Annotated in this window: 29 protein-coding genes; 28 read left to right on the top strand and 1 reads right to left on the bottom strand. The window is 42.5% G+C overall.

Going from position 1 to position 26,302, the window contains the following annotated elements; all coding sequences use genetic code 11:
* The first annotated feature begins 4 nt into the window (after positions 1-4).
* Together C6Y01_RS02195 and spoVM are read left to right on the top strand one after the other, a co-directional pair.
* Positions 5-649: a thiamine diphosphokinase gene (locus tag C6Y01_RS02195; protein ID WP_106037768.1), complete on the top strand. Its 645-nt coding sequence runs from the start codon at positions 5-7 to the stop codon at positions 647-649.
* Positions 650-720: 71 nt separating this feature from the next.
* Positions 721-801, top strand: coding sequence for a stage V sporulation protein SpoVM (spoVM, locus tag C6Y01_RS02190; protein ID WP_008354550.1), 81 nt, complete (start codon positions 721-723; stop codon positions 799-801).
* A 69-nt stretch (positions 802-870) separates the two neighbouring features.
* Here the strand turns inward: spoVM and rpmB are convergent, their stop codons facing one another.
* Positions 871-1,059, bottom strand: coding sequence for a 50S ribosomal protein L28 (gene rpmB, locus C6Y01_RS02185; RefSeq protein ID WP_003212514.1), 189 nt, complete (start codon positions 1,057-1,059; stop codon positions 871-873).
* Positions 1,060-1,330: 271 nt separating this feature from the next.
* On the opposite strand from rpmB, the gene C6Y01_RS02180 reads away from it, so the two are divergent.
* The 26 genes from C6Y01_RS02180 to sucC all read left to right on the top strand — a co-directional run bounded on the left by C6Y01_RS02180 (position 1,331) and on the right by sucC (position 26,297).
* Positions 1,331-1,693: an Asp23/Gls24 family envelope stress response protein gene (locus C6Y01_RS02180; RefSeq protein ID WP_003211680.1), complete on the top strand. Its 363-nt coding sequence runs from the start codon at positions 1,331-1,333 to the stop codon at positions 1,691-1,693.
* A gap of 15 nt (positions 1,694-1,708) precedes the next feature.
* Positions 1,709-3,382 carry a DAK2 domain-containing protein gene (locus C6Y01_RS02175; RefSeq protein ID WP_034662426.1) on the top strand — a complete coding sequence of 558 codons (1,674 nt, stop codon included), beginning with the start codon at positions 1,709-1,711 and terminating at the stop codon, positions 3,380-3,382.
* Positions 3,383-3,530: 148 nt separating this feature from the next.
* A complete protein-coding gene (gene sdaAB / locus C6Y01_RS02170) occupies positions 3,531-4,193 on the top strand; it encodes an L-serine ammonia-lyase, iron-sulfur-dependent subunit beta (protein WP_034662425.1) in 663 nt (220 codons plus the stop codon).
* Between the two features lie 20 nt (positions 4,194-4,213).
* On the top strand, positions 4,214-5,116 hold the full coding sequence (sdaAA, locus tag C6Y01_RS02165) for an L-serine ammonia-lyase, iron-sulfur-dependent, subunit alpha (RefSeq protein ID WP_034663849.1): 903 nt from the start codon (positions 4,214-4,216) through the stop codon (positions 5,114-5,116).
* Positions 5,094-7,142 (top strand): ATP-dependent DNA helicase RecG, encoded by a 2,049-nt coding sequence (recG, locus tag C6Y01_RS02160; RefSeq protein WP_106037767.1) that lies wholly within the window; start codon positions 5,094-5,096, stop codon positions 7,140-7,142. Before sdaAA ends, recG begins: the two co-directional genes overlap by 23 nt.
* Positions 7,143-7,254: 112 nt before the next feature.
* A complete protein-coding gene (gene fapR / locus C6Y01_RS02155) occupies positions 7,255-7,821 on the top strand; it encodes a transcription factor FapR (RefSeq protein ID WP_024424199.1) in 567 nt (188 codons plus the stop codon).
* A gap of 15 nt (positions 7,822-7,836) precedes the next feature.
* The gene (gene plsX, locus C6Y01_RS02150) at positions 7,837-8,835 is read left to right on the top strand and encodes a phosphate acyltransferase PlsX (RefSeq protein ID WP_034662420.1); all 999 of its coding nucleotides are present in this window, start codon (positions 7,837-7,839) and stop codon (positions 8,833-8,835) included.
* A 15-nt stretch (positions 8,836-8,850) separates the two neighbouring features.
* Positions 8,851-9,795, top strand: coding sequence for an ACP S-malonyltransferase (gene fabD, locus C6Y01_RS02145; protein ID WP_034662418.1), 945 nt, complete (start codon positions 8,851-8,853; stop codon positions 9,793-9,795).
* Positions 9,795-10,538, top strand: coding sequence for a 3-oxoacyl-[acyl-carrier-protein] reductase (gene fabG / locus C6Y01_RS02140; protein WP_060596235.1), 744 nt, complete (start codon positions 9,795-9,797; stop codon positions 10,536-10,538). The genes fabD and fabG overlap by 1 nt, the downstream gene beginning before the upstream one ends.
* 81 nt (positions 10,539-10,619) lie before the next feature.
* Complete coding sequence (gene acpP, locus C6Y01_RS02135; RefSeq protein ID WP_003212028.1) at positions 10,620-10,853, top strand: acyl carrier protein; 234 nt, start codon at positions 10,620-10,622, stop codon at positions 10,851-10,853.
* Between the two features lie 184 nt (positions 10,854-11,037).
* A complete protein-coding gene (gene rnc / locus C6Y01_RS02130; RefSeq protein WP_034662415.1) occupies positions 11,038-11,781 on the top strand; it encodes a ribonuclease III in 744 nt (247 codons plus the stop codon).
* Between the two features lie 105 nt (positions 11,782-11,886).
* On the top strand, positions 11,887-15,447 hold the full coding sequence (smc, locus tag C6Y01_RS02125) for a chromosome segregation protein SMC (RefSeq protein WP_034662414.1): 3,561 nt from the start codon (positions 11,887-11,889) through the stop codon (positions 15,445-15,447).
* Positions 15,448-15,469: 22 nt separating this feature from the next.
* Entirely contained in the window at positions 15,470-16,456 is a 987-nt protein-coding gene (ftsY, locus tag C6Y01_RS02120; RefSeq protein WP_034662411.1) for a signal recognition particle-docking protein FtsY, read from the top strand.
* 142 nt (positions 16,457-16,598) lie between these two features.
* Positions 16,599-16,931, top strand: a complete 333-nt coding sequence (locus C6Y01_RS02115; RefSeq protein ID WP_012009935.1) for a putative DNA-binding protein — start codon at positions 16,599-16,601, stop codon at positions 16,929-16,931.
* A 13-nt stretch (positions 16,932-16,944) separates the two neighbouring features.
* Complete coding sequence (gene ffh / locus C6Y01_RS02110) at positions 16,945-18,285, top strand: signal recognition particle protein (RefSeq protein WP_034662408.1); 1,341 nt, start codon at positions 16,945-16,947, stop codon at positions 18,283-18,285.
* A 105-nt stretch (positions 18,286-18,390) separates the two neighbouring features.
* Entirely contained in the window at positions 18,391-18,663 is a 273-nt protein-coding gene (gene rpsP, locus C6Y01_RS02105) for a 30S ribosomal protein S16 (protein ID WP_003212139.1), read from the top strand.
* Entirely contained in the window at positions 18,663-18,908 is a 246-nt protein-coding gene (locus C6Y01_RS02100) for a KH domain-containing protein (RefSeq protein WP_012009937.1), read from the top strand. The genes rpsP and C6Y01_RS02100 overlap by 1 nt, the downstream gene beginning before the upstream one ends.
* Before the next feature lie 103 nt (positions 18,909-19,011).
* A complete protein-coding gene (locus tag C6Y01_RS02095) occupies positions 19,012-19,398 on the top strand; it encodes a YlqD family protein (RefSeq protein WP_024424191.1) in 387 nt (128 codons plus the stop codon).
* A gap of 8 nt (positions 19,399-19,406) precedes the next feature.
* Complete coding sequence (gene rimM / locus C6Y01_RS02090) at positions 19,407-19,931, top strand: ribosome maturation factor RimM (protein ID WP_034662405.1); 525 nt, start codon at positions 19,407-19,409, stop codon at positions 19,929-19,931.
* Entirely contained in the window at positions 19,928-20,662 is a 735-nt protein-coding gene (gene trmD, locus C6Y01_RS02085) for a tRNA (guanosine(37)-N1)-methyltransferase TrmD (RefSeq protein WP_034662403.1), read from the top strand. Before rimM ends, trmD begins: the two co-directional genes overlap by 4 nt.
* Before the next feature lie 137 nt (positions 20,663-20,799).
* Entirely contained in the window at positions 20,800-21,147 is a 348-nt protein-coding gene (gene rplS, locus C6Y01_RS02080) for a 50S ribosomal protein L19 (RefSeq protein ID WP_008354510.1), read from the top strand.
* A gap of 88 nt (positions 21,148-21,235) precedes the next feature.
* The gene (gene ylqF, locus C6Y01_RS02075) at positions 21,236-22,084 is read left to right on the top strand and encodes a ribosome biogenesis GTPase YlqF (protein ID WP_034662400.1); all 849 of its coding nucleotides are present in this window, start codon (positions 21,236-21,238) and stop codon (positions 22,082-22,084) included.
* A gap of 76 nt (positions 22,085-22,160) precedes the next feature.
* Complete coding sequence (locus C6Y01_RS02070) at positions 22,161-22,925, top strand: ribonuclease HII (protein ID WP_095285164.1); 765 nt, start codon at positions 22,161-22,163, stop codon at positions 22,923-22,925.
* A gap of 26 nt (positions 22,926-22,951) precedes the next feature.
* Positions 22,952-24,688, top strand: coding sequence for a glycosyltransferase (locus C6Y01_RS02065; protein WP_095285165.1), 1,737 nt, complete (start codon positions 22,952-22,954; stop codon positions 24,686-24,688).
* Positions 24,685-24,960 (top strand): FlhB-like flagellar biosynthesis protein, encoded by a 276-nt coding sequence (locus tag C6Y01_RS02060; protein WP_003211418.1) that lies wholly within the window; start codon positions 24,685-24,687, stop codon positions 24,958-24,960. Before C6Y01_RS02065 ends, C6Y01_RS02060 begins: the two co-directional genes overlap by 4 nt.
* A 176-nt stretch (positions 24,961-25,136) precedes the next feature.
* Positions 25,137-26,297 carry an ADP-forming succinate--CoA ligase subunit beta gene (gene sucC, locus C6Y01_RS02055; RefSeq protein ID WP_012009945.1) on the top strand — a complete coding sequence of 387 codons (1,161 nt, stop codon included), beginning with the start codon at positions 25,137-25,139 and terminating at the stop codon, positions 26,295-26,297.
* Positions 26,298-26,302: the final 5 nt, after the last annotated feature.

Below are 26,302 nucleotides of genomic sequence, written 5' to 3'. Positions count from 1 at the left end.
TATCATGCACATACATATCGTAGCCGGCGGTCCTTTTGAATACATTCCGCCACTTGAACATGAAGCATCACAGAAGGATATTCTCTGGATTGGCGTAGACCGTGGAACCCTCTTCTTACTAGAGCAAGGCATCATCCCTGCCAAAGCCTTTGGTGATTTTGACAGTGTGACAGAAGAAGAGCTTCGGGAGCTGAAAGAAAAATTGCCTGCCCTGAATGTATTTCAAGCTGAAAAGGATGAAACCGATTTAGAGCTTGCACTGAACTGGGCACTGAGTCAGCATCCAGCACATATTTACATCTACGGTATTACGGGAGGAAGGGCTGATCATTTTCTAGGAAATATCCATCTTCTTTACAAAGGGATTCAGCACAAGCAGAATATCACCCTTGTAGACAAACAAAATATCATTCAATTGTTTGAACCTGGTACATACGAAATAAAAGAAGATCAGGATAAAAAATATGTGTCGTTTCTACCCTTTGGAACACCGGTTGAAAAGCTGACATTAAAAGGTTTCAAATATCCTCTGAAAAATTGTCATATTGAGCCTGGTTCCACACTATGTATTAGTAACGAACTCATCCACTCAAATGGTACTTTTTCTTTTCATGAAGGCATATTAATAATGGTAAGAAGCAAAGATTGACCAACCTATCAATGTGGATGGCTGATTAAGCTCAATTGTGCTGCAAGCGGTACTTTTAGGAGGGGGACAAAATGAAATTTTATACAATCAAACTGCCTAGATTTCTTGGCGGCATTGTCCGTGCGATGCTTGGTTCATTTAAGAAAGATTAATGAGTAATCTCCTTTATTTCCACATAAAAACGCCTGCTACAATTAATTGTAGCAGGCGTTTACTCTTGCTTATACACGCTCAACTTTACCAGATTTCAAAGCTCGAGCTGATACATATACTCTTTTAGGCTTACCGTCCACTAGAATACGAACTTTTTGAAGGTTCGCGCCCCATGTACGTTTTGTAGAGTTCATTGCGTGAGAACGGTTGTTCCCAGCTTTTGTTTTTCTGCCTGTAATAACGCATTTACGTGCCATTTGTTTCCCTCCTAACTGCGAAAACATCATCATATTCTTCATATACGTACTTAGAGATGCCTCAAGATACTTTAATAATTTACCACAGCTTCAAGGGGTTTGCAAGGATTGTTTACTCCTCTTTCAAGAAAAATACCTTGACATCTTGATAAAAAATCAAGGCTATAGTATAAGTAGGATTGGGTCGGATTGAATGATTTCTTTTAAAAAGAAGGGTCTTATAGTAAAATAGTGATAACTCAGGGCAATTTCTCAAAAAGGGGGAACCAATGTGTCCATTGAACTTAGAACGAAATACGGACAAATTGATATATCAAATGAAGTCATTGCAATGGTGGCAGGAGGCGCTGCGATCGATTGCTATGGTATTGTTGGGATGGCGTCCAAAAATCAAATCAAGGACGGCTTGACGGATATTCTCCGCAAAGAGAACTTCAGCCGGGGTGTTCTTGTGCGTCAAAAAGAAGACCGCATTCATATTGATATGTACATCATCGTCAGCTACGGTACAAAAATATCAGAAGTCGCACATAATGTTCAAACGAAAGTCAAATATACGATTTCTCACACAGTTGGACTTTCTGTTGATTCGGTCAACATTTATGTACAAGGAGTAAGAGTTACGAACCCGTAGTAAGGAGGAAATATATTGTCTATTAGAAATCTTGATGGCCGCTCATTTGCAAAAATGATTCTTGCAGGTGCTCACCATCTTTCTCAAAACGCACAAATTGTTGATGCGTTAAATGTTTTTCCAGTGCCAGACGGAGACACGGGGACAAATATGAATTTGTCGATGACTTCAGGGGCAAAAGCAGTTGAAGAAACAAATACCGATCATATTGGGAAGGTCGGCGTGGCCCTGTCAAAAGGGCTATTGATGGGCGCAAGAGGAAACTCAGGCGTGATCCTTTCACAGCTCTTTAGAGGTTTCAGTAAACATATCGAACAAAAAGAAACGATTGATGCAAAAGAATTTGCCCTTGCCTTACAGGCGGGTGTTGATACAGCATATAAAGCCGTGATGAAACCGATTGAAGGGACCATCTTAACGGTTGCAAAGGATGCAGCAAAGAAAGCGGTTGCTGTTTCAGCGGCAGAAAATGACATTGACCGCGTTCTTGAGTTAACGATTGAGGAAGCGAGAGCATCACTTGATCGAACGCCGGATCTGCTTCCTGTTTTAAAAGAAGTGGGCGTTGTCGATAGTGGGGGTAAAGGACTTCTATGCGTATATGAAGGTTTCCTTGCTTCATTAAGAGGAGAGGACCTCCATCTGAAAGCGGCCTCTTTGCCAACGTTAAAAGAACTTGTCAGTGCAGAGCATCATAAAAGTGCACAAAGCCATATGAACACTGAAGATATCGAATTTGGTTATTGTACTGAATTTATGGTGAAATTTGAAGAAGACAAACAGTCCTTTGATGAGAATGCCTTCAGAGAAGACTTAAGCGAATTCGGAGATTCACTTCTTGTGGTGTCTGATGAAACGCTGGCGAAAGTTCATATTCATGCAGAGCAGCCTGGAGATGTCTTATCCTATGCACAGCGCTACGGCAGCCTGATCAATATGAAAATTGAAAATATGAGAGAGCAGCATAGCTCGATTGTGAACGAAGAAAGAGAACACGCGCCCGCTGCACCAAAGGCACCTGCTGCTGAAAAACAGCGCTTTGGAGTCGTCAGTGTCGCAATGGGAGAAGGAATTGCTGACTTGTTTAAAAGTATCGGAGCTTCCGTCGTCATTGAAGGCGGACAGACGATGAACCCGAGCACAGAAGACATTGTCACAGCAATTGAAAGCGTACATGCCGAAACCGTCTTTATCTTACCTAATAATTCTAATATTGTCATGGCAGCGAAACAGGCGGCAACTGTCTCAAGTCGTGAGGTCGTTGTCATTCCGACGAAGACCGTTCCCCAAGGAATGTCGGCACTTCTTTCTCTAAATGAAGCAGCTTCAAATGAAGACAACGAAGCAGCAATGCTAGAAGCGATTGACCACGTGAAAAGCGGCCAAATTACCTTTGCAGTGAGAGATACCCAAATTGATGGAATCGACATTGCCAAAGGCGATTATATGGGTCTCTTTAACGGGAAAATTACCTTAACCGCGAAAAATCAATTAGATGCAGCAAAAGAGCTTTTGACCAAAATGGTGACAGAAGATGATGAGATTGTCACGATCATTAAAGGGGAAGATGCATCATCTGAAGAGATGGATGCGTTAGAAGCCTTTATTGAAGAAACATTTGAAGATGTAGAAGTTGAAGTCCACGATGGAAAACAGCCGCTTTATTCATATATTTTGGCTGTTGAATAACGAAAGAAGGGCAAATAAAGCCCTTCTTCTTCTTTTGCAATTTTTACTAGTGATTCAACGGTGAAATGAGTTGCGGGAAACGAATGAATCCATTAGTCTAAAGAAAGAACCAAACCAATATGTTAGTGGTTATGAGAGGGGAAGACCTATGAAATTTAGAAGTGTGTTTGATATTATTGGACCCGTCATGATTGGTCCATCAAGTTCGCACACAGCGGGTGCGGCTCGTATAGGGAGAGTGGCTCGCAGCTTATTTGGAAGAGAACCGAAACAAATTGTCGTTTCATTTTATGGCTCTTTTAAAGATACGTATAAAGGACACGGTACAGATGTCGCCATTATCGGCGGTGTTCTTGATTTTGATACATTTGATGAACGCATCAAAACAGCGATTGATATTGCAAAAAGCAAAGAGATCGACATTGAATTTAAAGAAGAAGATGCGGTGCCAGCGCATCCGAATACAGCAAAAGTAGAGATATCAGATGCAAATGGAAAGCTTGAATTAATCGGGATTTCCATCGGCGGTGGTAAAATTGAAATCACTGAACTGAATGGCTTTGAGCTCAGGCTTTCAGGAAATCATCCTGCCATTCTTGTGGTTCATAACGATCGCTACGGCACGATTGCAGCAGTGGCCAATGTGTTAGCGAAATTCGCCATCAACATCGGTCATATGGAAGTGGCACGTAAAGATGTCGGGCAAGAGGCTCTGATGACCATCGAAGTGGATCAAAATATTGACCCAGCTGTCCTATCAGAGCTTGAAACGCTGCCCAACATTATTCAAGTCACACAAATTGCAGAGTAACAACAAGGAGGTTATGAATGATGTTTAAAAACGTCAAAGAACTCGTGCAGCTAACAGAAGAACGGAATACCTCCATTTCAGAAATAATGATCGCGCAAGAAATGGAAGTGACAGGGAAGTCACGTGAAGATATTTTCTCCCAGATGTACCGCAACCTAGAAGTGATGGAACAGGCCGTAGAAAACGGGCTGAAAGGTGTGAAATCATTATCAGGTTTAACAGGCGGAGATGCGGTCAAACTTCAAGCATATATCGCATCAGGCAAAACGCTGTCTGGACATACAATATTAGATGCTGTCAGTAAGGCAGTGGCAACGAATGAAGTCAATGCCGCAATGGGGACGATTTGTGCAACGCCTACAGCAGGCTCAGCAGGTGTTGTGCCGGGTACGTTATTTGCAGTAAAAGAAACATTAAAGCCAACTAAGGAACAAATGGTCAGATTCCTATTCACCTCTGGCGCATTTGGCTTTGTTGTGGCCAATAATGCGAGCATCTCTGGTGCAGCAGGCGGCTGTCAGGCAGAGGTAGGTTCAGCATCAGGTATGGCGGCAGCAGCCATTGTCGAAATGGCAGGCGGTACACCTCAGCAATCTGCTGAAGCGATGGCGATTACACTGAAAAATATGCTTGGACTTGTTTGTGACCCAGTAGCTGGACTTGTCGAGGTACCGTGCGTAAAACGAAACGCAATGGGTGCATCAAATGCGATGATCGCAGCAGATATGGCACTTGCCGGCATCACAAGCCGTATTCCATGTGATGAAGTCATTGATGCGATGTATAAAATCGGTCAAACCATGCCAACGGCACTTCGTGAAACAGCACAAGGCGGACTTGCTGCAACACCGACAGCAAGAGAGCTTGAAAAGAAGATTTTCGGAGGTGTGACCTCATCTCGTGATACAGAAACTGCAAGATAACGTCTCTGTCCTCAAAGGGATTGGAGAAGAAACCGAAAAAACACTCAATGAACTTGGAATCTATACAGTAGCCGATTTGCTTGGCTACTTTCCTTATCGATATGACGACTATGAGCTTCGTAATTTAGAAGAAGTTAAGCATGATGAACGTGTCACAGTTGAAGGGAAAGTGCACAGTGAGCCCGTCCTCACCTATTATGGAAAAAAACGAAGCAGGCTGACATTCAGGCTGCTTGTCGGGCGTTTTCTCATCACAGCGATTTGCTTCAATCGCCCTTATTTAAAACGAAGCCTTGTTTTAGGTGATACAGTATCCGTCACTGGGAAATGGGATAAAAACCGTCAATCCATCATGGTGCAGGAATTTAAAAAAGGGACGCACGAGCAAGATGGCAGTATAGAGCCTGTTTATTCAGTAAAAGAAAATGTAACCGTGAAGATGATGAGACGCTTTGTGAAACAGGCCCTGTCACTTTATGTAGACAAAGCCGAAGATCCACTGCCAAAGCAGCTTGCCTTTGCCTATAAACTCATGTCCTATCAGGAAGCGTTAAAAACCATTCACCTGCCAGAAACAAGAGACTCGCTCAAGCAAGCAAGACGCCGCTTTGTGTACGAAGAATTTCTCATCTTTCAATTGAAGATGCAGGCAATCAGAAAGAAAGAGCGAGAAAAAACATCAGGCATCCAGCATCCGTTTTCCAAAGAGGCTGTTTTTGAGTTTGTTCACAGCCTGCCATTTCCGCTGACGAAGGCACAATCAAGAGTGCTTGATGAAATTATGTCTGATATGGCATCCCCGTACCGGATGAACCGTCTGCTCCAAGGAGATGTTGGCTCAGGGAAAACAGCTGTTGCAGCCATTGCGCTTTATGCCGCTCATTTATCCGGCTATCAAGGTGCATTGATGGTCCCAACAGAGATTTTGGCAGAACAGCATGCAGATTCACTTTACCAGCTGTTTGAAAAATGGGGACTGAATATCGCCCTTCTGACAAGCTCTGTGAAAGGAAAGCGCCGCAGAGAATTGCTGGAACGTCTAAAAGAGGGCGAGATTGATATATTAGTCGGTACGCATGCGCTCATTCAAGACGAAGTCGAATTTCAGCAGCTCGGTCTTGTTATCACAGATGAGCAGCACCGGTTTGGCGTAGAACAGCGAAAAAAACTAAGAAGTAAAGGACAGGATCCAGATGTCTTGTTTATGACTGCCACACCTATTCCGCGAACACTTGCGATCACTGTTTTTGGAGAAATGGACGTATCCGTCATTGATGAATTACCAGCCGGCAGAAAACAGATCGAAACGTATTGGGTCAAGCATGACATGCTTGAGAGGATTCTTGCATTTGTGGATAAAGAGCTGAGAAAAGGAAGACAGGCGTATATTATTTGTCCGCTCATAGAAGAATCAGACAAGCTGGATGTGCAAAATGCGATCGATGTCCACAGTATGCTGACAGAGGCTTACCGCGGTAAGTGGTCGATCGGCTTAATGCACGGGAAACTGGCGAGTGATGAAAAAGATCAGGTGATGAGAGACTTTACAGCAAATGAAGTTCAAATTCTCGTTTCAACCACAGTCGTTGAAGTCGGGGTCAACGTACCGAATGCGACTATCATGGTCATTTATGATGCAGACCGCTTCGGACTGTCTCAGCTTCATCAGCTCAGAGGCCGGGTTGGACGCGGAGAGCATCAATCATTTTGTGTTTTAATGGCGGATCCAAAATCAGAAACGGGGAAAGAGCGGATGCGGATCATGTCCGAAACAACCGACGGTTTTGAGCTGTCAGAAAAGGACTTAGAACTAAGAGGACCCGGCGATTTCTTCGGTAAAAAACAAAGCGGAATGCCTGAATTTAAAGTAGCAGATATGGTTCATGACTACAGAGCGCTGGAAACCGCTAGAAAAGATGCGGCAGAACTTGTGCAATCAGACGCATTTTGGACAGATCCCGAATACAAAGAACTTCGGCAAACGCTGGTAGACAGCGGGGTGCTGGGCGGAGATAAATTAAGCTGATCAAGCGCTGGAGGAATTTTCTTGTCTTTTTGAAACAAGGATTGATTTATCATCTATGAGATTATATACTACTATTAGTACCTAGTCATAAATGTACGGATGGTGTCTGCATATGAAACTAAATAAAAAAGAACGTCAAAAGCTTCTCCAGCAAACGATCAGCTCGACTCCGTTCATTACTGATGAAGAATTGGCAAGTAAATTCGGTGTAAGCATTCAAACGGTTCGTCTTGATCGTTTGGAACTGTCGATTCCTGAATTACGCGAAAGAATTAAGCATGTGGCCGAAAAGACATTAGAGGATGAAGTGAAGTCACTTCCGCTGGATGAAGTGATTGGAGAAATGATTGATGTAGAGCTTGATGACCAAGCCATTTCCATTTTAGAAGTGAGAAAAGAGCATGTATTTAGCCGAAATCAAATTGCCAGGGGACATCATCTCTTCGCCCAGGCAAATTCGCTGGCAGTAGCCGTCATTGACGATGAACTGGCGCTGACAGCAAAAGCGAATATTAGATTTACAAGGCAGGTTAAACAAGGCGAACGAGTCGTCTCGAAAGCTAAAGTAGCCTCACATGATAAAGAAAAAGGCAGAACTGTAGTTGAAGTAAACAGCTATGTCGGTGAGGAAGTTGTCTTCTCAGGTGACTTCGTCATGTATCGCTCAAAACAAAAGTAAAAGGTGGCACGTAATATGAGAATTGCAGTCGATGCAATGGGGGGAGACCATGCCCCTAAAGCCATTATTGACGGTGTGCAAAAAAGCTTAACGGCATTTTCAGATATCGAGATTACACTTGTCGGCGATGAAAACAAAATCAAACCATACATAACAAATAACGAGCGCATCACGATTTTAGATGCAAAAGAAGTCATTGAACCGACAGATGAACCAGTGCGTGCAGTTAGACGTAAAAAGGATTCATCTATGGTGAAAATGGCGCAGGAAGTATCCGAGGGACGTGCAGATGCCTGCATCTCAGCAGGAAATACTGGCGCACTCATGACAGCAGGACTGTTTATTGTAGGAAGAATTGATGGCATAGACAGACCGGCACTTGCTCCAACACTGCCAACACTTGATGGCAGCGGGTTTTTATTACTGGATGTCGGCGCAAACGTTGATGCGAAACCAGAACACCTAATGCAATATGCCATGATGGGATCAATCTACGCAGAGCGTGTCTTTCCAAAGAGCAATCCGCGCGTTGGATTGTTAAATGTAGGAACAGAAGATAAAAAAGGCAACGATCTCACGAAAAAAACCTTTGAATTATTAAAAGCATCAGACTTGAATTTCGTAGGGAATGTGGAGTCTCGTGATTTACTAGAAGGTGTTGCTGATGTTGTTGTCACAGATGGTTTCACAGGAAATATCGCCCTGAAAACGATTGAAGGCACAGCCCTTTCTGTATTTAAAATGCTGAAAGAAACATTAACATCCAGCTTCACAGCAAAAATAGCAGCTGGCATGATGAAGCCGAAATTGATGCAGATGAAGTCTAAAATGGATTACTCCGAATATGGCGGTGCCGCTTTATTTGGTTTAAAGGCACCTGTCATTAAAGCACACGGCTCCTCTGATGAAAACGCCATTTTTCATGCAATTCGTCAGGCACGTGATATCGTAGAAAAAGACGTTTCAGCCATCATTCATCAAGAAGTCCAAAAAGAAACCACGAACGAGTCTTAATGGAGGTAAAGCAGCATGACTAAAATTGCATTTTTATTCCCTGGCCAAGGCTCTCAAAAAATTGGCATGGGAAAAGATTTATTTGACCAAGAAGCAGTATCTAAAGCTGTATTTGAAGAAGCAGACAAGACCCTCGGTTTTGACTTATCTTCGATGATTTTTGAAGGAGATGCAGAAGAATTGACGCTCACTTATAATGCGCAGCCAGCTCTTTTAACGACAAGTATCGCCATCTTAAAGAAATTTGAAGAGAGCGGAATCAAAGCAGATTACGCAGCAGGACATAGCCTTGGTGAATATACGGCCCTCGTTGCAGCAGGCGCACTTTCGTTTCAAGATGCTGTCTATGCAGTAAGAAAGCGCGGCGAATTAATGAACGAAGCTGTTCCAGCAGGAGAAGGCGCCATGGCAGCGATTCTTGGCTTAGATCAAGCGGCGCTTCTAGAATTGACAAAAGAAGTGACAGAGAGCGGTCACCTTGTAGAACTCGCTAACCTAAACTGTCCTGGTCAAATCGTCATCTCTGGTACAGCAAAAGGTGTAGAACTAGCTTCAGAGAAAGCGAAAGAAAAAGGCGCAAAACGTGCGATTGCCCTTGAAGTGAGCGGACCTTTCCATTCTGCCTTAATGAAACCAGCCGCTGAAAAATTCACAGATGTTCTGTCAAAGCTAAACATTTCGGATGCCAAAACACCAGTGATCTCAAATGTAACAGCAGACATCGTCACATCTCGTGATGCTATTGAGACAAAGCTCATTGAACAATTGTATTCTCCTGTTCGATTTGAAGAAAGTGTGGAACGCCTCATTGATTTAGGCGTGACAACGTTTATTGAAATTGGTCCGGGCAAAGTACTTTCAGGCCTTGTGAAAAAGGTCAATCGCCGCCTGACAACCATTTCTGTTTCAGATCAGGAAACAATTGAAGCAGCTATTCAAACATTGAAGGAGGATTCTTGATGCTTACAAATAAAACAGCCGTTGTAACAGGTGCATCACGCGGGATTGGCCGTTCCATCGCGATCGATTTAGCGAAGAATGGTGCAAATGTTGTCGTCAACTATTCTGGAAACGAAGCAAAAGCAAATGAAGTCGTAGACGAAATCAAAGCACTTGGCCAGCAGGCATTTGCCGTTAAAGCTGATGTTTCAAATGCTGAAGAAGTACAAGCGCTCATGAAACAAGCGATTGACACATTTGGTTCAATTGACATTCTTGTCAATAATGCAGGGATCACAAAGGACAACCTGCTCATGAGAATGAAAGAAAATGAATGGGATGACGTCATTAACATAAACTTAAAAGGGGTCTTTAACTGTACAAAAGCCGTGACACGTCAAATGATGAAACAGCGCAGCGGAAGAATCATCAACTTGGCTTCAGTAGTTGGCGTATGTGGAAACCCTGGACAAGCAAACTACGTTGCAGCAAAAGCTGGTGTCATCGGATTAACGAAAACAACAGCAAAAGAGCTGGCAACTCGTCATATTACAGTCAATGCAGTAGCACCAGGCTTTATTTCGACAGATATGACAGACAAGCTTGATGAGAATGTGCAGTCTGAAATGCTCAAACAAATCCCGCTTGCACGCTTTGGTGCACCTGAAGATATTAGCAACGTCGTTGTCTTTTTAGCTTCAGAAGGAGCAGGTTATATTACAGGCCAAACCATCCAAGTAGATGGCGGAATGGTTATGTCCTAAGAAATATCAAAATTTCATTAGGTTTTCTCTAGTTTTTTAAAAACGAATCAACTATAATACTTTGAGGGGAGGTGAAAGGCAATGGCAGACGTATTAGAGCGTGTATCAAAAATTATTGTAGACCGCCTTGGCGTTGATGAGGCTGACGTGAAAATGGAAGCTTCATTTAAAGAAGATTTAGGCGCTGATTCCCTTGATGTAGTTGAGCTAGTTATGGAACTTGAAGATGAGTTCGATATGGAAATTTCTGACGAAGATGCTGAAAAAATTGCAACAGTCGGTGACGCTGTGAACTACATAAATAGCCAGCAATAAGCGTAACAAAGTCCCGTCTATTTTCATGACGGGACTTTGAAAATTTATGTTAGTTTCAACACATTCAGCTGATCAATTGTCAGCCTTTTTCAGATGCTAAGGAGCAATGTTTCCTTGCATGTAGAAAGAGAGACTCCATATAATCAGTATCCTTAAAGGCGATTAAGCCTACCTGGAGGTTGCTATGCCAAAACACTATAAAGACAAACAGAAACAGAGCAAAAAACTAGAGCAATTTAGGGAATTCCAGCAGCGCATTTCTGTACACTTTCAAAATGAAAAGCTTCTATATCAAGCCTTTACGCATTCCTCTTATGTGAATGAACACCGGAAAAAGCCATACGAGGATAATGAAAGACTTGAATTTCTAGGAGATGCTGTTTTAGAATTGACGATCTCTCAATTCTTATTTGCGAAATATCCCGCGATGAGCGAGGGAGATTTAACGAAACTAAGAGCGGCAATCGTATGTGAACCGTCACTTGTGTCTCTGGCACATGAGCTGTCCTTCGGTGACCTTGTTCTTTTAGGAAAAGGCGAAGAAATGACAGGCGGGAGAAAACGACCAGCACTCTTAGCGGACGTATTCGAGGCGTTTATCGGCGCACTTTATTTAGATCAGGGGCTGGAGCCAGTGGAACGATTCCTAGAAGCCTATGTCTATCCGAAAATTAACGATGGAGCGTTCTCGCATGTCATGGACTTTAAAAGCCAGCTGCAAGAATTCGTTCAGCGCGATGGAAAAGGTGTACTGGAATACCACATCCTGCATGAAAAAGGACCAGCACATAACCGGGAATTTGAAGCAAATGTATCCCTGCGCGGAGAAGTGCTCGGAATTGGAAATGGCCGCTCTAAAAAAGAAGCAGAACAGCATGCTGCACAGGAAGCACTTGCTAAATTGCAGAAACATCATATGAACCAATAAAATCCCCCTCGTCATTCAGGGGGATTTCACTCTGTTTTCCATCATCTTTTTTCACTTCATATGGTAAGATGATAGTACTTTAAATACATAAGGAGGATCACTCTCATGTTCCTCAAACGTTTAGACGTGATAGGATTCAAATCTTTTGCACAGCGAGTGACCGTGGACTTTGTCAAAGGGGTCACAGCTGTTGTTGGACCAAACGGAAGCGGCAAAAGTAATATTACCGATGCCATCCGCTGGGTACTTGGAGAACAATCAGCGAAAAGCCTCCGCGGAGGAAAAATGGAAGACATCATTTTTGCAGGAAGCGACTCAAGAAAAAGAGTCAATCTAGCAGAGGTGACTTTAACATTAGATAACGAAGATCACTTTTTACCGATCGATTTTCACGAAGTCAGTGTGACAAGAAGAGTCTATCGTTCAGGAGAAAGTGAATTTCTCATAAACAATCAATCTGTCCGCTTGAAGGATATTATTGACCTTTTCATGGATTCAGGTCTTGGAAAGGAAGCTTTTTCAATCATCAGCCAAGGAAAGGTAGAGGAAATTCTATCAAGCAAGGCAGAAGAGAGGAGAAGCATCTTTGAAGAAGCGGCTGGTGTTTTGAAATATAAAACAAGAAAGAAAAAAGCCGAGAATAAACTGTTTGAAACGCAGGACAACTTAAACCGAGTAGAAGATATTCTGCATGAACTAGAAGATCAAGTAGAACCATTAAGAATGCAGGCATCTATTGCAAAGGACTATTTGCAAAAAAAAGAAGAGCTTGAAAATGTCGAAATTGCCTTAACTGTCCATGACATCGAAGCACTTCATGAAAAATGGACAACACTTGGTGAAGCTGTCGAGCGCTTCAAACAAGATGAAATGAAGCAGTCCACAGATATTCAAGCAAAAGAAGCCAAAATTGAAGAGTCAAGAGACCGCATTCAAGCGCTTGACGAATCAATTAATGACCTGCAAGAAGTTCTTCTTTTCACAAGTGAGGAATTAGAAAAGCTTGAAGGAAAAAAAGAAGTATTAAAAGAACGGAAAAAAAATGCAGCTGCAAACCAAGGACAGCTAGAAGAAACGCTCATTCGCTTAACTGAAAAGCAGACGCAGTTAACCGAAAAGATTCAGCAGCAGAAAATCACGCGGGACAGCCTTCAAAAAGAAGTGCAGCAGCTAAAAGATGAAGTGAAAACAAAGCAGCATCAACTGTCGCTTCATAGTGAAGATGTGGAAGGTCAAATTGAACAGCTAAAAAGCGATTATTTTGATCTGCTTAATGAACAGGCTACCATCCGCAATGAACGTAAATTACTAGAAGAACAGCAGCGCCAAGCGGCCATGCAGCTGGAGCGGCTCACGCAAAACAACCAAAAACACATCGAAGAACGTGTGTCTGTCAAAGAAAAGAAAATAGAAGCTGAGCAGCAGCTTTCCGCACTTGAAGAAGACATACTGGGTCAGGTCAAGCGCTTTAGGGAAGCGGAACAAAAGCTTGAGCAAATGAAACGTCAATACGAGAAAAAAGAAACGGCTCTTTACCAAGCCTATCAATATGTGCAGCAGGCAAGATCGAAAAAAGAGATGCTAGAATCCATGCAGGAAGACTTTTCAGGCTTTTTCCAAGGAGTGAAAGAGGTCTTAAAGGCAAAAGAGCGTTTAGGCGGTATTCACGGTGCCATTGCAGAGCTGATTCAAACAGATCAGCAGCATGAGACAGCGATTGAAATCGCGCTAGGCGCAGCAACGCAGCACGTAGTCACAGAAAATGAAGCAGCTGCGAGACAAGCAATTGCATACTTAAAGCAGCACTCCTTTGGACGTGCGACCTTCCTGCCAATGAATGTGATCAAAGAACGAACCATTCAGCATAGGGACGTCCAAACAGCTGAGCAGCATGCTGCATTTATCGGTGTAGCAAGTCACCTTGTTTCCTTTGATGAAAAGTATCAAAAAGTCATACAGAACTTGCTTGGAACGGTACTTATCGTTAGAGACTTAAAAGGCGCCAATGAACTGGCAAAAATGCTTGGTCATCGTTATCGCATCGTGACCCTTGATGGAGATGTCGTGAACCCCGGCGGTTCAATGACCGGTGGCGGTGTAAAGAAAAAGAACAACTCTCTTCTTTCAAGAAACCGGGAGATCGAAACATTAACAAAGCAGCTCGTTGAAATGGAAGAAAAAACAACGATCCTTGAAAAAGAAACAAAAGAAACGAAGCAATTGATTGCAGTAAACGAAAGCCAATTAAACGAACTGCGTCAACGCGGAGAAACGCTTCGAGAAAAGCAGCAAGAGCTCAAAGGGAAGCTATACGAACTGCAAGTAGCCGAAAAAAATATTAATGCTCACCTTGAACTCTATGATCAAGAAAAAGAAGAATTGCAGCAGCGTTCTACTGAACTTACAGATAAGGACAAAACGCAGGCAGCCCTTGAAGTTTCAATAGGGGAGAAACTGACCACGCTTGATCAAGAGATCAATACATTAACAAAGCGTAAGCAGACTCAAAGCTCAACGAAAGAAACCATTTCTGCCGAATTAACAGAGCTGAAAATCTTGCTTGCCAAAAAAGAGCAGTCCTTAGCGAATGAACAAGAAAAGCTTTCGAGCTTAATGGCCGAATTAGAAGAGGCTGAACAAACGCTGATGGAAACAAAAGAAGACCTGTCACTCTTAACAAGTGAAATGACGTCTAGCTCAAGCGGAGCAGAACAGCTGGAAGAAGCGGCGAAAGAGAAACTGGAAAACAAAAACAAAACAACCGCACTTATTTCAGAGCGTCGTAAACAGCGCCTGGCTCTTTCTGAAACGTTAGAATTTGCTGAACGTGAATTGAAAGAACAAAAGCGTCTTTACAAGCAGCTCACCACAAGCTTAAAAGATGAAGAGATTAAGCTTGGCCGTATGGAAGTTGAGCTCGACAACCTCATCGCTTATTTGAACGAAGAGTATGCCCTTTCGTTTGAAGGGGCAAAAGAGATGTATCATCTGACGTTATCACCAGATGAAGCAAGAAAACGAGTGAAGCTGATCAAATTAGCCATTGAAGAGCTAGGAACAGTGAACTTAGGCAGCATTGATGAGTATGAACGAGTAAATGAACGATATCTCTTTTTAACAGAACAGCGAAACGATCTGACAGAAGCGAAAAATACATTATTCCAAGTCATCGAAGAAATGGATCAAGAGATGACAAAGCGCTTCTCTGAAACATTCTCGCAAATCCGCGGGCATTTCGAATCGGTTTTCCAAGCATTATTTGGCGGCGGAAGAGCAGATCTTAAGCTGACAGATCCAAACGATTTACTAAACTCTGGCGTTGATATTGTCGCGCAGCCGCCAGGGAAAAAACTGCAAAACTTAAGCCTGCTTTCAGGCGGAGAGAGAGCATTAACCGCGATTGCTTTACTATTCTCTATTTTAAAAGTCAGACCTGTTCCATTCTGCGTGTTAGATGAGGTCGAAGCGGCGCTTGATGAAGCAAATGTTTTCCGCTTTGCGCAATATTTAAAGAAATACAGCCAGGAAACACAGTTCATTGTCATTACGCACCGTAAAGGAACAATGGAAGAAGCAGATGTGCTCTATGGCGTTACGATGCAGGAGTCAGGTGTTTCTAAGCTTGTATCCGTCAAACTAGAAGAAACGAAAGAGCTTGTCCAGTAATTAAAGGAGGTTTTTGAACCAAATGAGCTTTTTTAAGAAATTAAAAGAAAAATTTACGCAGCAAACCGATTCAGTATCAGAAAAGTTTAAAGATGGACTTGAAAAAACGAGAAACTCCTTTCAAGGAAGAGTAAATGAACTGATTTCTCGCTACCGTAAAGTCGATGAAGACTTTTTTGAAGAATTAGAAGAAGTTCTGATCGGAGCAGATGTCGGTTTCACAACGGTGATGGAACTGATTGATGAGCTGAAAAAAGAAGTGAAATTAAGAAACATTCAAGACCCAAGTGAAGTACAATCGGTCATCTCTGAAAAACTGGTTGAAATCTACAATAGCGGAGAGGAACAAATCTCTGCGCTGAACATCGAAGACGGCCGATTAAATATCATTTTATTTGTAGGTGTCAATGGCGTTGGGAAAACAACGACTATCGGCAAGCTTGCGAATAAGCTGAAAAATGAAGGGAAATCCGTCATTTTAGCAGCAGGTGATACGTTCCGTGCCGGTGCAATTGAGCAGCTTGAAGTATGGGGAGAGCGTTCAGGTGTCCCTGTTGTCAAACAGACGGCTGGCTCTGACCCAGCAGCGGTGATCTATGATGCCGTTCAATCAGCAAAAGCGAAAAATGCGGATGTACTCATCTGTGATACAGCAGGACGACTGCAAAACAAAGTCAACTTGATGAAAGAGCTAGAGAAGGTCAAGAGAGTCATTGAACGCGAGGTTCCAGATGCACCTCATGAAGTACTGCTCGCTCTTGATGCAACAACCGGTCAAAATGCGATGGCACAAGCGAAGGAATTTTCTAAAGCGACGAATGTGACAGGAATTGCTTTAACAAAGCTTGACGGTACTGCAAAAGGCGGAATTGTCCTTGCAATTCGCAATGAGCTGAACATCCCCGTGAAGCTTGTCGGTTTAGGTGAAAAGGTAGACGATCTGCAAGAGTTCGATGCAGAATCGTATGTGTATGGATTATTCTCAGACGTCATTGATCAAGAGGACTAACAAAAATGCCGGCAAAAACTGCTGGCATTTTTATTTATACACCGCTTCATGAAGTGACAAGATAAAAACTTGACACACAGTAGAGAACCGTGTAAACTTAGTTGATGTAAAGGGAATGAACTTAACAAAGGGGAGAGAGCCCATGACGCTTGAAAAAACAACGAGAATGAACTACTTGTTTGACTTCTATCAATCGTTGTTAACCGCAAAGCAAAAGAGCTACATGTCGCTTTACTACCTAGACGATTTTTCCCTCGGAGAAATTGCGGATGAATATGAAGTATCAAGACAGGCTGTTTATGATAATATTAAACGGACTGAAGCGATGCTTGAACAATATGAAGAAAAGCTGCTCTTGTTTAAGAAATTTAAAGAGCGTAAAGAACTTCTCAAAAAAATGAGAGAGCTTGTAGCAGATTCCGCTCAGACGGAAGAAGCAGAAGCTTTAATTGAATCGCTTGAGAAATTAGATTAGGAGGCGGCACAGTATGGCATTTGAAGGATTAGCCGACCGACTGCAGCAGACGATTTCAAAAATCCGCGGCAAAGGAAAAGTGTCAGAGCAAGATGTAAAAGAAATGATGCGCGAGGTACGCCTTGCCCTTCTTGAAGCTGACGTCAATTTTAAAGTAGTCAAAGACTTTGTGAAAAAAGTAAGCGAGCGGGCAGTTGGACAAGAGGTGATGAAAAGCCTTACCCCTGGACAACAGGTCATTAAAGTTGTAAAAGAAGAACTCACTGAATTAATGGGTGGGGAAGAGAGTAAAATCGCTGTAGCGAAAAAATCTCCGACAGTCATTATGATGGTTGGTCTTCAAGGGGCAGGTAAAACAACCACAACTGGGAAGCTTGCCAATTTACTTCGCAAAAAACATAATCGCAAGCCGATGATGGTGGCTGCAGATATTTACAGACCAGCAGCGATCCAGCAGCTTCAAACGCTGGGGAAACAGCTTGATATGCCTGTGTTTTCATTAGGTGATCAAGTCAGTCCTGTCGACATTGCCAAACAGGCAATCGAAAAAGCGAAAGAAGAACACCACGATTATGTCATTTTAGATACAGCAGGACGCCTTCATATCGATGAAGAATTGATGGATGAACTTCAGAAAGTAAAAGAAGTAGCCAATCCAGAAGAAATTTTCCTTGTTGTTGACTCTATGACAGGTCAAGATGCTGTCAATGTAGCAAAAAGCTTTAATGAACAGCTTGGTTTGACAGGTGTCGTTCTAACGAAACTAGACGGGGATACACGAGGCGGGGCAGCACTTTCCATTCGAGCTGTCACCAATACGCCGATTAAATTCGCCGCACTAGGAGAAAAGCTGGATGCGATTGAACCATTCCACCCGGAGCGGATGGCATCAAGAATTCTTGGCATGGGAGATGTGCTTACACTTATTGAAAAAGCACAGGCAAACGTTGACCAAGATAAAGCGAAAGAGCTTGAACAAAAAATGCGGACCATGAGCTTTACGCTCGATGATTTCCTCGAGCAGCTTGGGCAAGTTCGTAATATGGGTCCACTTGATGAATTGATCCAAATGATGCCGGGAGCCGGTAAAATGAAAGGGCTCAAAAACGTCCAAGTAGACGAAAAGCAGCTCAATCACATCGAAGCGATCATTAAATCAATGACGACCGAGGAAAAAGAACAGCCAGAGGTCATCAATGCAAGCCGAAGAAAACGGATTGCAAAAGGAAGCGGAACATCTGTACAGGAAGTCAATCGCCTTTTAAAGCAATTTGACGAAATGAAAAAGATGATGAAGCAAATGACCAACATGTCCAAAGGGAAGAAAAAAGGCTTTAAATTACCATTTATGTAATTGGTTATACATGATAAAACCGTTGTTAAGAAAAAACACTTTACAAACCCTTTTATCATTGTTAATATACTATCTTGTTGAAATATTTTCGGAGGTGCTAGTAAAATGGCAGTAAAAATTCGTTTAAAACGTATGGGATCAAAAAGATCTCCTTTCTATCGTATTGTTGTAGCAGATTCTCGTTCACCACGTGACGGTCGTTTCATCGAAACAGTTGGAACATACAATCCAGTGTTATCACCAGCTGAGGTGAAAATCAACGAAGAATTAGCGCTTAAATGGCTTCAAAATGGTGCGAAACCATCTGATACAGTTCGCAACCTTTTCTCAAGCCAAGGAATTCTTGAAAAATTTCATAATGCGAAAAACAGCAAATAATGAATGAGCTGTCCTTGGAAGAATTGATTGTGTCCATCGTCGAGCCACTTGTTGATTTCCCTGAAGATATTCACGTATCTTCATTAGAAAAAGATGAGCAAGTGATTTACACACTGTCTGTCAATGCTGAAGATACCGGAAAAGTGATCGGAAAGCAGGGACGTACAGCAAAAGCGATACGAACAGTCATGTTTGCAGCAAGTGCAGAGTCTTCTAAGAAAGTTCAACTTGAGATTGCTGACTAAAAAGGGAGAGGGCTTAGGACCTCCCCTTTTTTTACACGTTTAAATCTATTTTTCGTTATACTGTAGAGGACAAATGCCTTCGGATAGGGGGACAAAAAGGAAGATGCAGATCATTCAACATGTCACCGTCATGCAAGTATTAACTGAAAGCAGTAAGGACAAACTGTTAACGACTTTTTTGGAGAAAAAAGAAAGACTAGAACGTGAATGCAATCAACTATATTTTCAACTGAAAAAACATGAAAAAGAACCACATCAGCAAGAAGCCATCCCTCAATTTCAAAAAGCCATCGATAAACGCCAGGAGAAGATCCGGCAAATTGATTTTCAAGTAGAGCAGCTGCATATTTTGCCGCTTGGAAGTGAAATGAAAGAGACAGAAGTGGATGCGCTGGTTGAAGTGAAAATAGGTGATAAATGGGATGACAAGATGCAAGATAATGTCATCGTCGTGAAAGACGGCACCATTGTGGAAATACGTCAGGGGTGATTGAGAACATGGAACGAGAATGGTTGAATGTTGGAAAGATTGTCAATACACACGGAGTCCGCGGAGAAGTACGCGTCGTGTCAAAGACAGATTTCCCAGAAGAGCGTTACAAAAAAGGAAGCCTCCTCTATATTTTTAAGCAAGGTCAAGGGGAGCCGCTGAAAGTCACTGTCGCATCACATAGGCAGCATAAACAGTTTGATTTGCTCACATTTGAAGAAATTAGCTCCTTAAATGAAGCAGAGCAGTTGAAAGAATCGATTTTAAAAGTAGAAAAAGAACATCTCGGTTCTTTGGGCGAAGGAGAATTTTATTTCCATCAAATCATTGGCTGTGAAGTATACGATGAAGAAGATCAGCTTGTCGGCCAAATCAAAGAGATTTTAACACCAGGGGCAAATGATGTCTGGGTGGTTGGAAGAAAAGGCAAAAAAGATGCCCTGATTCCTTATATCCCATCTGTTGTCAAAAAGATCGATATCTCATCCAAAACCGTACACATTGAAGTGATGGAAGGACTCATTGACGAATGAAAATCGACTTTTTAACGCTTTTTCCTGAAATGTTCGAAGGTGTGCTTCACTCATCGATCTTAAAAAAGGCACAGGAGAAAGAAGCTGTCTCATTCAATGTTGTCAATTTTAGAGAGTACTCGGATCATAAGCATAAAACAGTGGATGACTATCCGTATGGCGGCGGTGCTGGTATGGTACTGAAAGCACAGCCCGTATTCGATGCGGTAGAAGATTTGACGAAGAAAGCAAGCAAGAAGCCCCGAGTCATTCTTGTCTGTCCTCAAGGGGAAAGATATACACAAAAGAAGGCAGAGGAACTTGCAAAAGAAGAACACCTTATGTTCATTTGCGGCCATTATGAAGGCTACGATGAGCGCATCAGGGAGCATCTTGTCACAGATGAAATCTCAATTGGGGATTTCGTTCTCACAGGCGGAGAACTGCCAGCGATGATGATTGCAGACAGTGTGGTCAGGCTTTTGCCTCATGTGCTTGGAAAAGAAGCGTCTCACATTGAAGATTCATTTAGTACAGGTCTGCTAGAGCACCCGCACTATACAAGACCTGCCGATTATAAAGGACTAAAAGTGCCGGATGTGCTCCTCTCTGGAAATCATGCAAAAATTGAAGAGTGGCGGCGCAAAGAATCCTTGAAGAGAACCTATACAAGACGGCCAGATTTGATCGATTCATGCAAAACGTTAACAGATGAAGAAAAAAGATGGCTTTGGCAGCTTCATAATGACTAGATTGTATTGCACACTGCATAGAGGTATGGTATGATACTACTTGTGACTTGGACGGCTTGCCGATTCAAGTTTGAAAACGATGTTCCGCTGCAATGAAGAAAGAGGACATGAGCATCTGTTGGAAGGAGTTGAAAACGATGCAACATTTGATTGAAGAAATCACAAAAGAACAATTACGCACTGATCTTCCTGCGTTCCGTCCTGGTGACACTTTACGTGTACACGTTAAAGTTGTCGAGGGTACTCGTGAGCGTATCCAGATCTTTGAAGGTGTTGTAATTAAGCGTCGTGGTGGTGGAATCAGCGAAACTTTCACAGTTCGTAAGATTTCTTACGGTGTAGGCGTTGAGCGTACATTCCCTGTACACACACCAAAAATCGCTAAGATCGAAGTTGTACGTCACGGTAAGGTACGTCGTGCGAAACTTTACTACCTACGTGAACTTCGCGGTAAAGCGGCTCGTATCAAAGAAATCAGACGATAATGATATCAAAGGAAAGAGCTTGTTACCTGTAACAGGCTCTTTTTTTGTACAATGTATAGAGATAATCGATAGAAGAGAAGGTGCACATATGACGATTCAATGGTTTCCAGGCCATATGGCAAAAGCAAGACGTGAAGTCACAGAAAAATTAAAGCTCATCGACATCGTATTTGAATTAACCGATGCTAGAATTCCGATGTCCTCTAGAAACCCAATGATCGAAGAAATCCTTCAGAACAAACCCAAAATCATGCTATTAAACAAAGCAGATAAAGCCGATCCTCGTATGACAAAGGAGTGGCAGGCGCACTTTGAGCAGCAAGGCGTTCGGTCACTTGCCATTAACTCTGTCGATGGACAAGGGTTAAATCAGATCATCACAACTTCAAAAGAAATCTTAAAAGAAAAATTCGACCGCATGAAAGCAAAAGGTGTCAAACCGCGTGCAATCCGGGCGCTGATTATCGGGATTCCCAACGTCGGGAAATCGACCTTAATCAATCGTTTAGCGAAAAAGAACATTGCCAAAACAGGAGACCGGCCTGGTATTACCACCTCACAGCAATGGGTGAAGGTAGGGAAAGAACTTGAACTGCTTGATACACCTGGAATCCTCTGGCCTAAGTTTGAAGATGAGCAAGTAGGACTCAGGCTAGCGGTGACTGGAGCGATCAAAGATTCTATCATCAACTTACAGGATGTCGCTGTGTATGGACTTCGCTTTCTAGAAGAGAACTATCCAGAGCGATTAAAAAAACGCTATGACCTGGCGGAGATCCCTGAAGATACGGTTGAGCTGTTTGATGCAATAGGTACAAAGCGCGGCTGTCTCATGAGCGGTGGATTTATTAATTACGACAAAACCACCGAAATCATTATTCGGGATATTCGAACAGAAAAATTTGGTCCCCTCACTTTTGAGAAGCCTGAAAGCTAAAAGACACGCAGCTCATGCGGGTCTTTATTTTTTGCGGAAAACTGCCGATATAAAGAAGGAGGCTGACGAAAAGCTGATGTACACGGTGAAACAAATAAAAGAACTGATAGAAAAGCATTCGCAAGACGAGTCATACATTCGTGAGCTTGTAAAAGATGATACGAGAAAAAGTGTCCAAAAACTGATAGAGAAGTGGCACAAAGAGAGAGAAAAGCAGCAGCAACTTCGTGCAGCATGGAATGAAATGCTGCAATTTGAAAACAAAGCTAAGGCGCAGGGATACACATGTATTGCTGGAATAGATGAAGCAGGAAGAGGACCACTGGCAGGCCCTGTAGTCGCAGCAGCTGTTATATTAAAGGAAGACACAGTCCTGCTCGGTTTAAACGACTCAAAGCAATTATCTGAGAAAAAAAGATTGGCGTATTATGACCTGATCCAAAAAGAAGCACTTGATATCGGAATCGGCATTGTTGATGCGGCTACGATTGATGAAATCAATATTTACGAGGCATCAAGACTGGCGATGGTGAGAGCTGTGGAGCAGTTAACTCATACACCTGATTATCTACTCATAGATGCCATGACGCTCCCGCTTCCTATTCACCAAGAGAATATCATCAAAGGAGATGCAAAAAGTGCGTCCATCGCAGCAGGTGCATGTATTGCAAAAGTGACAAGGGATCAGATGATGGAAGAATACGGGCGTAAGTACCCTGAGTATCAATTTGAAAAACATAAAGGGTACGGAACAAAAGAGCATCTGGCTGCCATTCAAACACATGGAGCTGTCCCAATCCATCGATTATCGTTTGCGCCAGTGAAATCCGTTATATCATAAATTTTTGACCAAGGAGGCTGCCTGTGATGACAAGAGTTGAGGACATACATACAGCACTGAATAGCCGGTTAAGTGCGGCAGAATCTGTTCCATTAAACACCGAAGGAAAGGAAAATGTGCATCGGCTGATCCTCGGTAAAGTACTGAAAATGCTTGGAGATGATACAGCCCTTGTTCAAATAGGCTCAACAAAAATAAAAGCACAGCTAGCGGCTCAGCTCAAAGCAGACGCATTTTATTGGTTCCAATTTGAACAAGAGGGTGGAGACAGCCTCAATAAACTAAGGCCAGTACAGCAATTTGATCAAGACCCTAAGACATTAAAGGATGCAGCTGCCAAACTATTAGAAGGTCTCTCACTTAAAAACGGACTTGAAAACATCCTAACAGCCACAGCTTTTTTAAAAGAAAAATCCGTTATCAACGAAGCAGAGTTAAAAACGGCAGTGAAGTGGATCGAACAGCTTCAAGGAGCTGATGTGAAAAAAGGTCTTCAGGCACTCCTATTTGCTTTAAAGAAAGACTTGCCGATCCAGGAAGGAGTGCTTCAATCAATTTTAGCCGTGAAATCATCCTCTGCTCTTCATCAGGATATGACAGCGTTGCTAGAACGATTAACACAGCTCCCGAAGCACTCAGACGCCACACAGGCCCTTACACAAGCCATTCGATCAGTCATAGATGCTGAGACGACCGTCCATGCAGAAAAGCTCTTATCGGTCCTTCTAGCAGCGAGAGAAGGGGCGGCGAAGCAAGGAGGCAGTCTATCTGTAACGCCTCAGCCCAATCTGTCTCAGCCAAAAGAAAATAGCCAAGCTCCAATCGCTCAAGAGCGTCAGACGACCCAAGTTCTTCAATCTAACGTGCAGCAGTCAACAAGTCCAAAAGAGCTGCAAATCCCGCTTCAGCAAATTGAGCGGATAATGGCAAGTTTGACGAAGCAAGGTGCAGATGGGCAGCAAGAGCCTAGCTTAAAACAGCTCACGTCATTGCTGCAAGGGCTTCAGCAGGCAGGATCTCAGCCTGACGCAAAAGCATCCGTGCTTCAAAAAGAATTTCCGTTCCTGTCAAAAACAGAGGCAAAAGCATTGGCTCAGGTGGTGCAGCAGACGGAACCGGCATTAAGCAATAAAACCGATGTGCTCGATTTACTCATGACGATGAAAAAGGCAATAGGTGTACGAGATGAAATCGGTATGCTGAAACTACTCGAAAAAGGCAGCCAGGATGTAAAAAGTCAGGAGCTTCACCAATTAAAGCTCGTCTTAAATGATGTGAGGCAGGCTGATTTACCAGAGCCCGTAAAAAAAGAAGTCGATCAATTGTTTCATAGATTGAACGGGCAGTTATTTGTGCAGCAGGAGAACCAAACCATCAGCCAAATGATGGTCTCTTATCCGCTCTTTTCAAAACATAGTGTTCAAGATTTAACCTTTATTCTAAAAGGACATAAGAAAAAAGATGGCTCTATTGATATTTCTCAGTGCCGTCTCATGTTTTACTTAAACATGGAAAACCTCGAAGAGACATTAATCGACTGTACGATTCAGCAAAAGGTCATGGCAATTACAGTTGAAACCGGTCATGAACTTCAAGGAACCATTAATCCGATGATTCCAGCTGTTCGGGAGAATTTAAATGCCTTAGGATACAGTTTAACGGGAATTACAGCAAAGAAGAGACAAGAGCCAGTAGATCCGTCTCACTTTCTAGATGAACACTTTCATAAAATCAGCGAGAAAGGGCTGGACTTACGAGTATGAAGGATTCAAAACCGCTTAGAAGGGCGGTCGCTCTACATTATGATGAAGAAAAACAAAAGGCGCCAAAAGTCGTCGCAACAGGGAGCGGCTATGTGGCAGACCATATCATTGAAGAAGCAAAAAAGTCGGGAGTTCCTATCCAAGAAGACCGTAATTTAGTCGAACTCATGCGCCACTTAACGCTGGATGAGGAGATCCCTGAAGCGTTATACGATACTGTAGCAGAAATATTTTCGTTTATCTATAGATTAGATCAAAAAATGAAAAAATAAGGAAAAATAAGTGATTTGGCTGAAAAATTTATATTTTTAATAAAATAAAAGTTTGAATGTTTAGAAGGATTTTACGATTTTACATAGAACCCTAGACATTCTCTTTTTTATTCTTTAAAATGAAAGCGCAGTCTATTTTATAATTTTTGTTTCTACATATGTTGGGAGGATGGGAAATGAATATCCATGAGTACCAAGGAAAAGAAATCCTAAGAAAATATGGGGTTTCAGTTCCAAATGGTAAAGTAGCATTTACACCTGATGAAGCAGTGAAAGCATCAGAAGAGCTAGAAAGCTCTGTATATGTCGTAAAAGCACAGATTCATGCAGGCGGCCGTGGTAAAGCAGGCGGGGTAAAAATTGCAAAAACAAAAGATGAAGTGAAAGGGTTTGCAGAGGAATTGCTCGGTAAAACACTTGTCACACATCAAACTGGGCCTGAAGGGCGCGAAATAAAACGCTTACTTATTGAAGAAGGCTGCGATATTCAAAAGGAGTACTACGTTGGACTTGTTTTGGACAGAGCGACATCAAGAATTGTATTGATGGCTTCTGAAGAAGGCGGTACTGAAATTGAAGAAGTAGCAGAAAAAACGCCAGAGAAAATCGTCAAAGTGGTCATCGACCCAGCGATTGGCTTGCAAGGCTATCAGGCAAGAGAAGTAGCGTTTAAAATTAATATTCCAACAAAATTAGTTGGCCAAGCTGTTAAGTTTATGACAAGTCTTTACAATGCGTTTATTGAAAAAGATTGTTCAATTGCTGAGATTAATCCACTTGTTGTAACAGGCGATGGAAAAGTCATGGCACTTGATGCGAAATTAAACTTTGATAGCAATGCTTTATATAGACAAAAAGATATATTAGAATACCGTGACCTTGATGAAGAGGATCCAAAAGAAATTGAAGCATCTAAATATGATCTAAGCTACATTTCTCTAGATGGAAATATTGGCTGTATGGTCAATGGTGCAGGTCTTGCGATGTCTACAATGGATATCATCAAGCATTACGGCGGGGACCCTGCAAACTTCCTGGATGTTGGGGGCGGTGCAACAGCTGAAAAAGTAACGGAAGCATTTAAAATCATCTTATCTGATCAAAATGTAAAAGGGATTTTCGTGAACATTTTTGGCGGTATCATGAAATGTGATGTCATTGCAGAAGGTGTCGTTGAAGCGACGAAACAAGTCGGCTTAACATTACCACTCGTTGTACGTCTTGAAGGAACAAACGTTGAATTAGGGAAGAAAATCCTGAGTGATTCAGGCTTAAATATCACTTCTGCTGAGTCTATGGCTGACGGGGCAGAAAAGATTGTATCTTTAGTCAAGTAGAGCAG

Origin of the sequence: Bacillus sp. NMCC46 (assembly GCF_002998465.1) — a bacterium.
GTDB lineage: Bacteria > Bacillota > Bacilli > Bacillales > Bacillaceae > Bacillus.
Note: the sequence above shows the minus strand (reverse complement) of the source record. Positions and strands in the feature narration are given on the sequence as shown.

Excerpts from the sequence above, each read along its gene's own strand:
- ftsY (WP_034662411.1), top strand. The coding sequence starts at position 15,470 with ATGAGCTTTTTTAAGAAATTAAAAGAAAAATTTACGCAGCAAACCGAT.
- fabD (WP_034662418.1), top strand. The coding sequence starts at position 8,851 with ATGACTAAAATTGCATTTTTATTCCCTGGCCAAGGCTCTCAAAAAATT.
- rimM (WP_034662405.1), top strand. The coding sequence starts at position 19,407 with ATGGAACGAGAATGGTTGAATGTTGGAAAGATTGTCAATACACACGGA.
- plsX (WP_034662420.1), top strand. The coding sequence starts at position 7,837 with ATGAGAATTGCAGTCGATGCAATGGGGGGAGACCATGCCCCTAAAGCC.
- C6Y01_RS02070 (WP_095285164.1), top strand. The coding sequence starts at position 22,161 with ATGTACACGGTGAAACAAATAAAAGAACTGATAGAAAAGCATTCGCAA.
- fapR (WP_024424199.1), top strand. The coding sequence starts at position 7,255 with ATGAAACTAAATAAAAAAGAACGTCAAAAGCTTCTCCAGCAAACGATC.
- rpsP (WP_003212139.1), top strand. The coding sequence starts at position 18,391 with ATGGCAGTAAAAATTCGTTTAAAACGTATGGGATCAAAAAGATCTCCT.
- smc (WP_034662414.1), top strand. The coding sequence starts at position 11,887 with ATGTTCCTCAAACGTTTAGACGTGATAGGATTCAAATCTTTTGCACAG.
- sdaAA (WP_034663849.1), top strand. The coding sequence starts at position 4,214 with ATGTTTAAAAACGTCAAAGAACTCGTGCAGCTAACAGAAGAACGGAAT.
- sucC (WP_012009945.1), top strand. The coding sequence starts at position 25,137 with ATGAATATCCATGAGTACCAAGGAAAAGAAATCCTAAGAAAATATGGG.
- rpmB (WP_003212514.1), bottom strand. The coding sequence starts at position 1,059 with ATGGCACGTAAATGCGTTATTACAGGCAGAAAAACAAAAGCTGGGAAC.
- acpP (WP_003212028.1), top strand. The coding sequence starts at position 10,620 with ATGGCAGACGTATTAGAGCGTGTATCAAAAATTATTGTAGACCGCCTT.
- C6Y01_RS02100 (WP_012009937.1), top strand. The coding sequence starts at position 18,663 with ATGAATGAGCTGTCCTTGGAAGAATTGATTGTGTCCATCGTCGAGCCA.
- rplS (WP_008354510.1), top strand. The coding sequence starts at position 20,800 with ATGCAACATTTGATTGAAGAAATCACAAAAGAACAATTACGCACTGAT.
- ylqF (WP_034662400.1), top strand. The coding sequence starts at position 21,236 with ATGACGATTCAATGGTTTCCAGGCCATATGGCAAAAGCAAGACGTGAA.
- C6Y01_RS02095 (WP_024424191.1), top strand. The coding sequence starts at position 19,012 with ATGCAGATCATTCAACATGTCACCGTCATGCAAGTATTAACTGAAAGC.
- C6Y01_RS02060 (WP_003211418.1), top strand. The coding sequence starts at position 24,685 with ATGAAGGATTCAAAACCGCTTAGAAGGGCGGTCGCTCTACATTATGAT.
- sdaAB (WP_034662425.1), top strand. The coding sequence starts at position 3,531 with ATGAAATTTAGAAGTGTGTTTGATATTATTGGACCCGTCATGATTGGT.
- fabG (WP_060596235.1), top strand. The coding sequence starts at position 9,795 with ATGCTTACAAATAAAACAGCCGTTGTAACAGGTGCATCACGCGGGATT.
- trmD (WP_034662403.1), top strand. The coding sequence starts at position 19,928 with ATGAAAATCGACTTTTTAACGCTTTTTCCTGAAATGTTCGAAGGTGTG.
- C6Y01_RS02195 (WP_106037768.1), top strand. The coding sequence starts at position 5 with ATGCACATACATATCGTAGCCGGCGGTCCTTTTGAATACATTCCGCCA.
- spoVM (WP_008354550.1), top strand. The coding sequence starts at position 721 with ATGAAATTTTATACAATCAAACTGCCTAGATTTCTTGGCGGCATTGTC.
- ffh (WP_034662408.1), top strand. The coding sequence starts at position 16,945 with ATGGCATTTGAAGGATTAGCCGACCGACTGCAGCAGACGATTTCAAAA.
- C6Y01_RS02115 (WP_012009935.1), top strand. The coding sequence starts at position 16,599 with ATGACGCTTGAAAAAACAACGAGAATGAACTACTTGTTTGACTTCTAT.
- rnc (WP_034662415.1), top strand. The coding sequence starts at position 11,038 with ATGCCAAAACACTATAAAGACAAACAGAAACAGAGCAAAAAACTAGAG.
- C6Y01_RS02065 (WP_095285165.1), top strand. The coding sequence starts at position 22,952 with ATGACAAGAGTTGAGGACATACATACAGCACTGAATAGCCGGTTAAGT.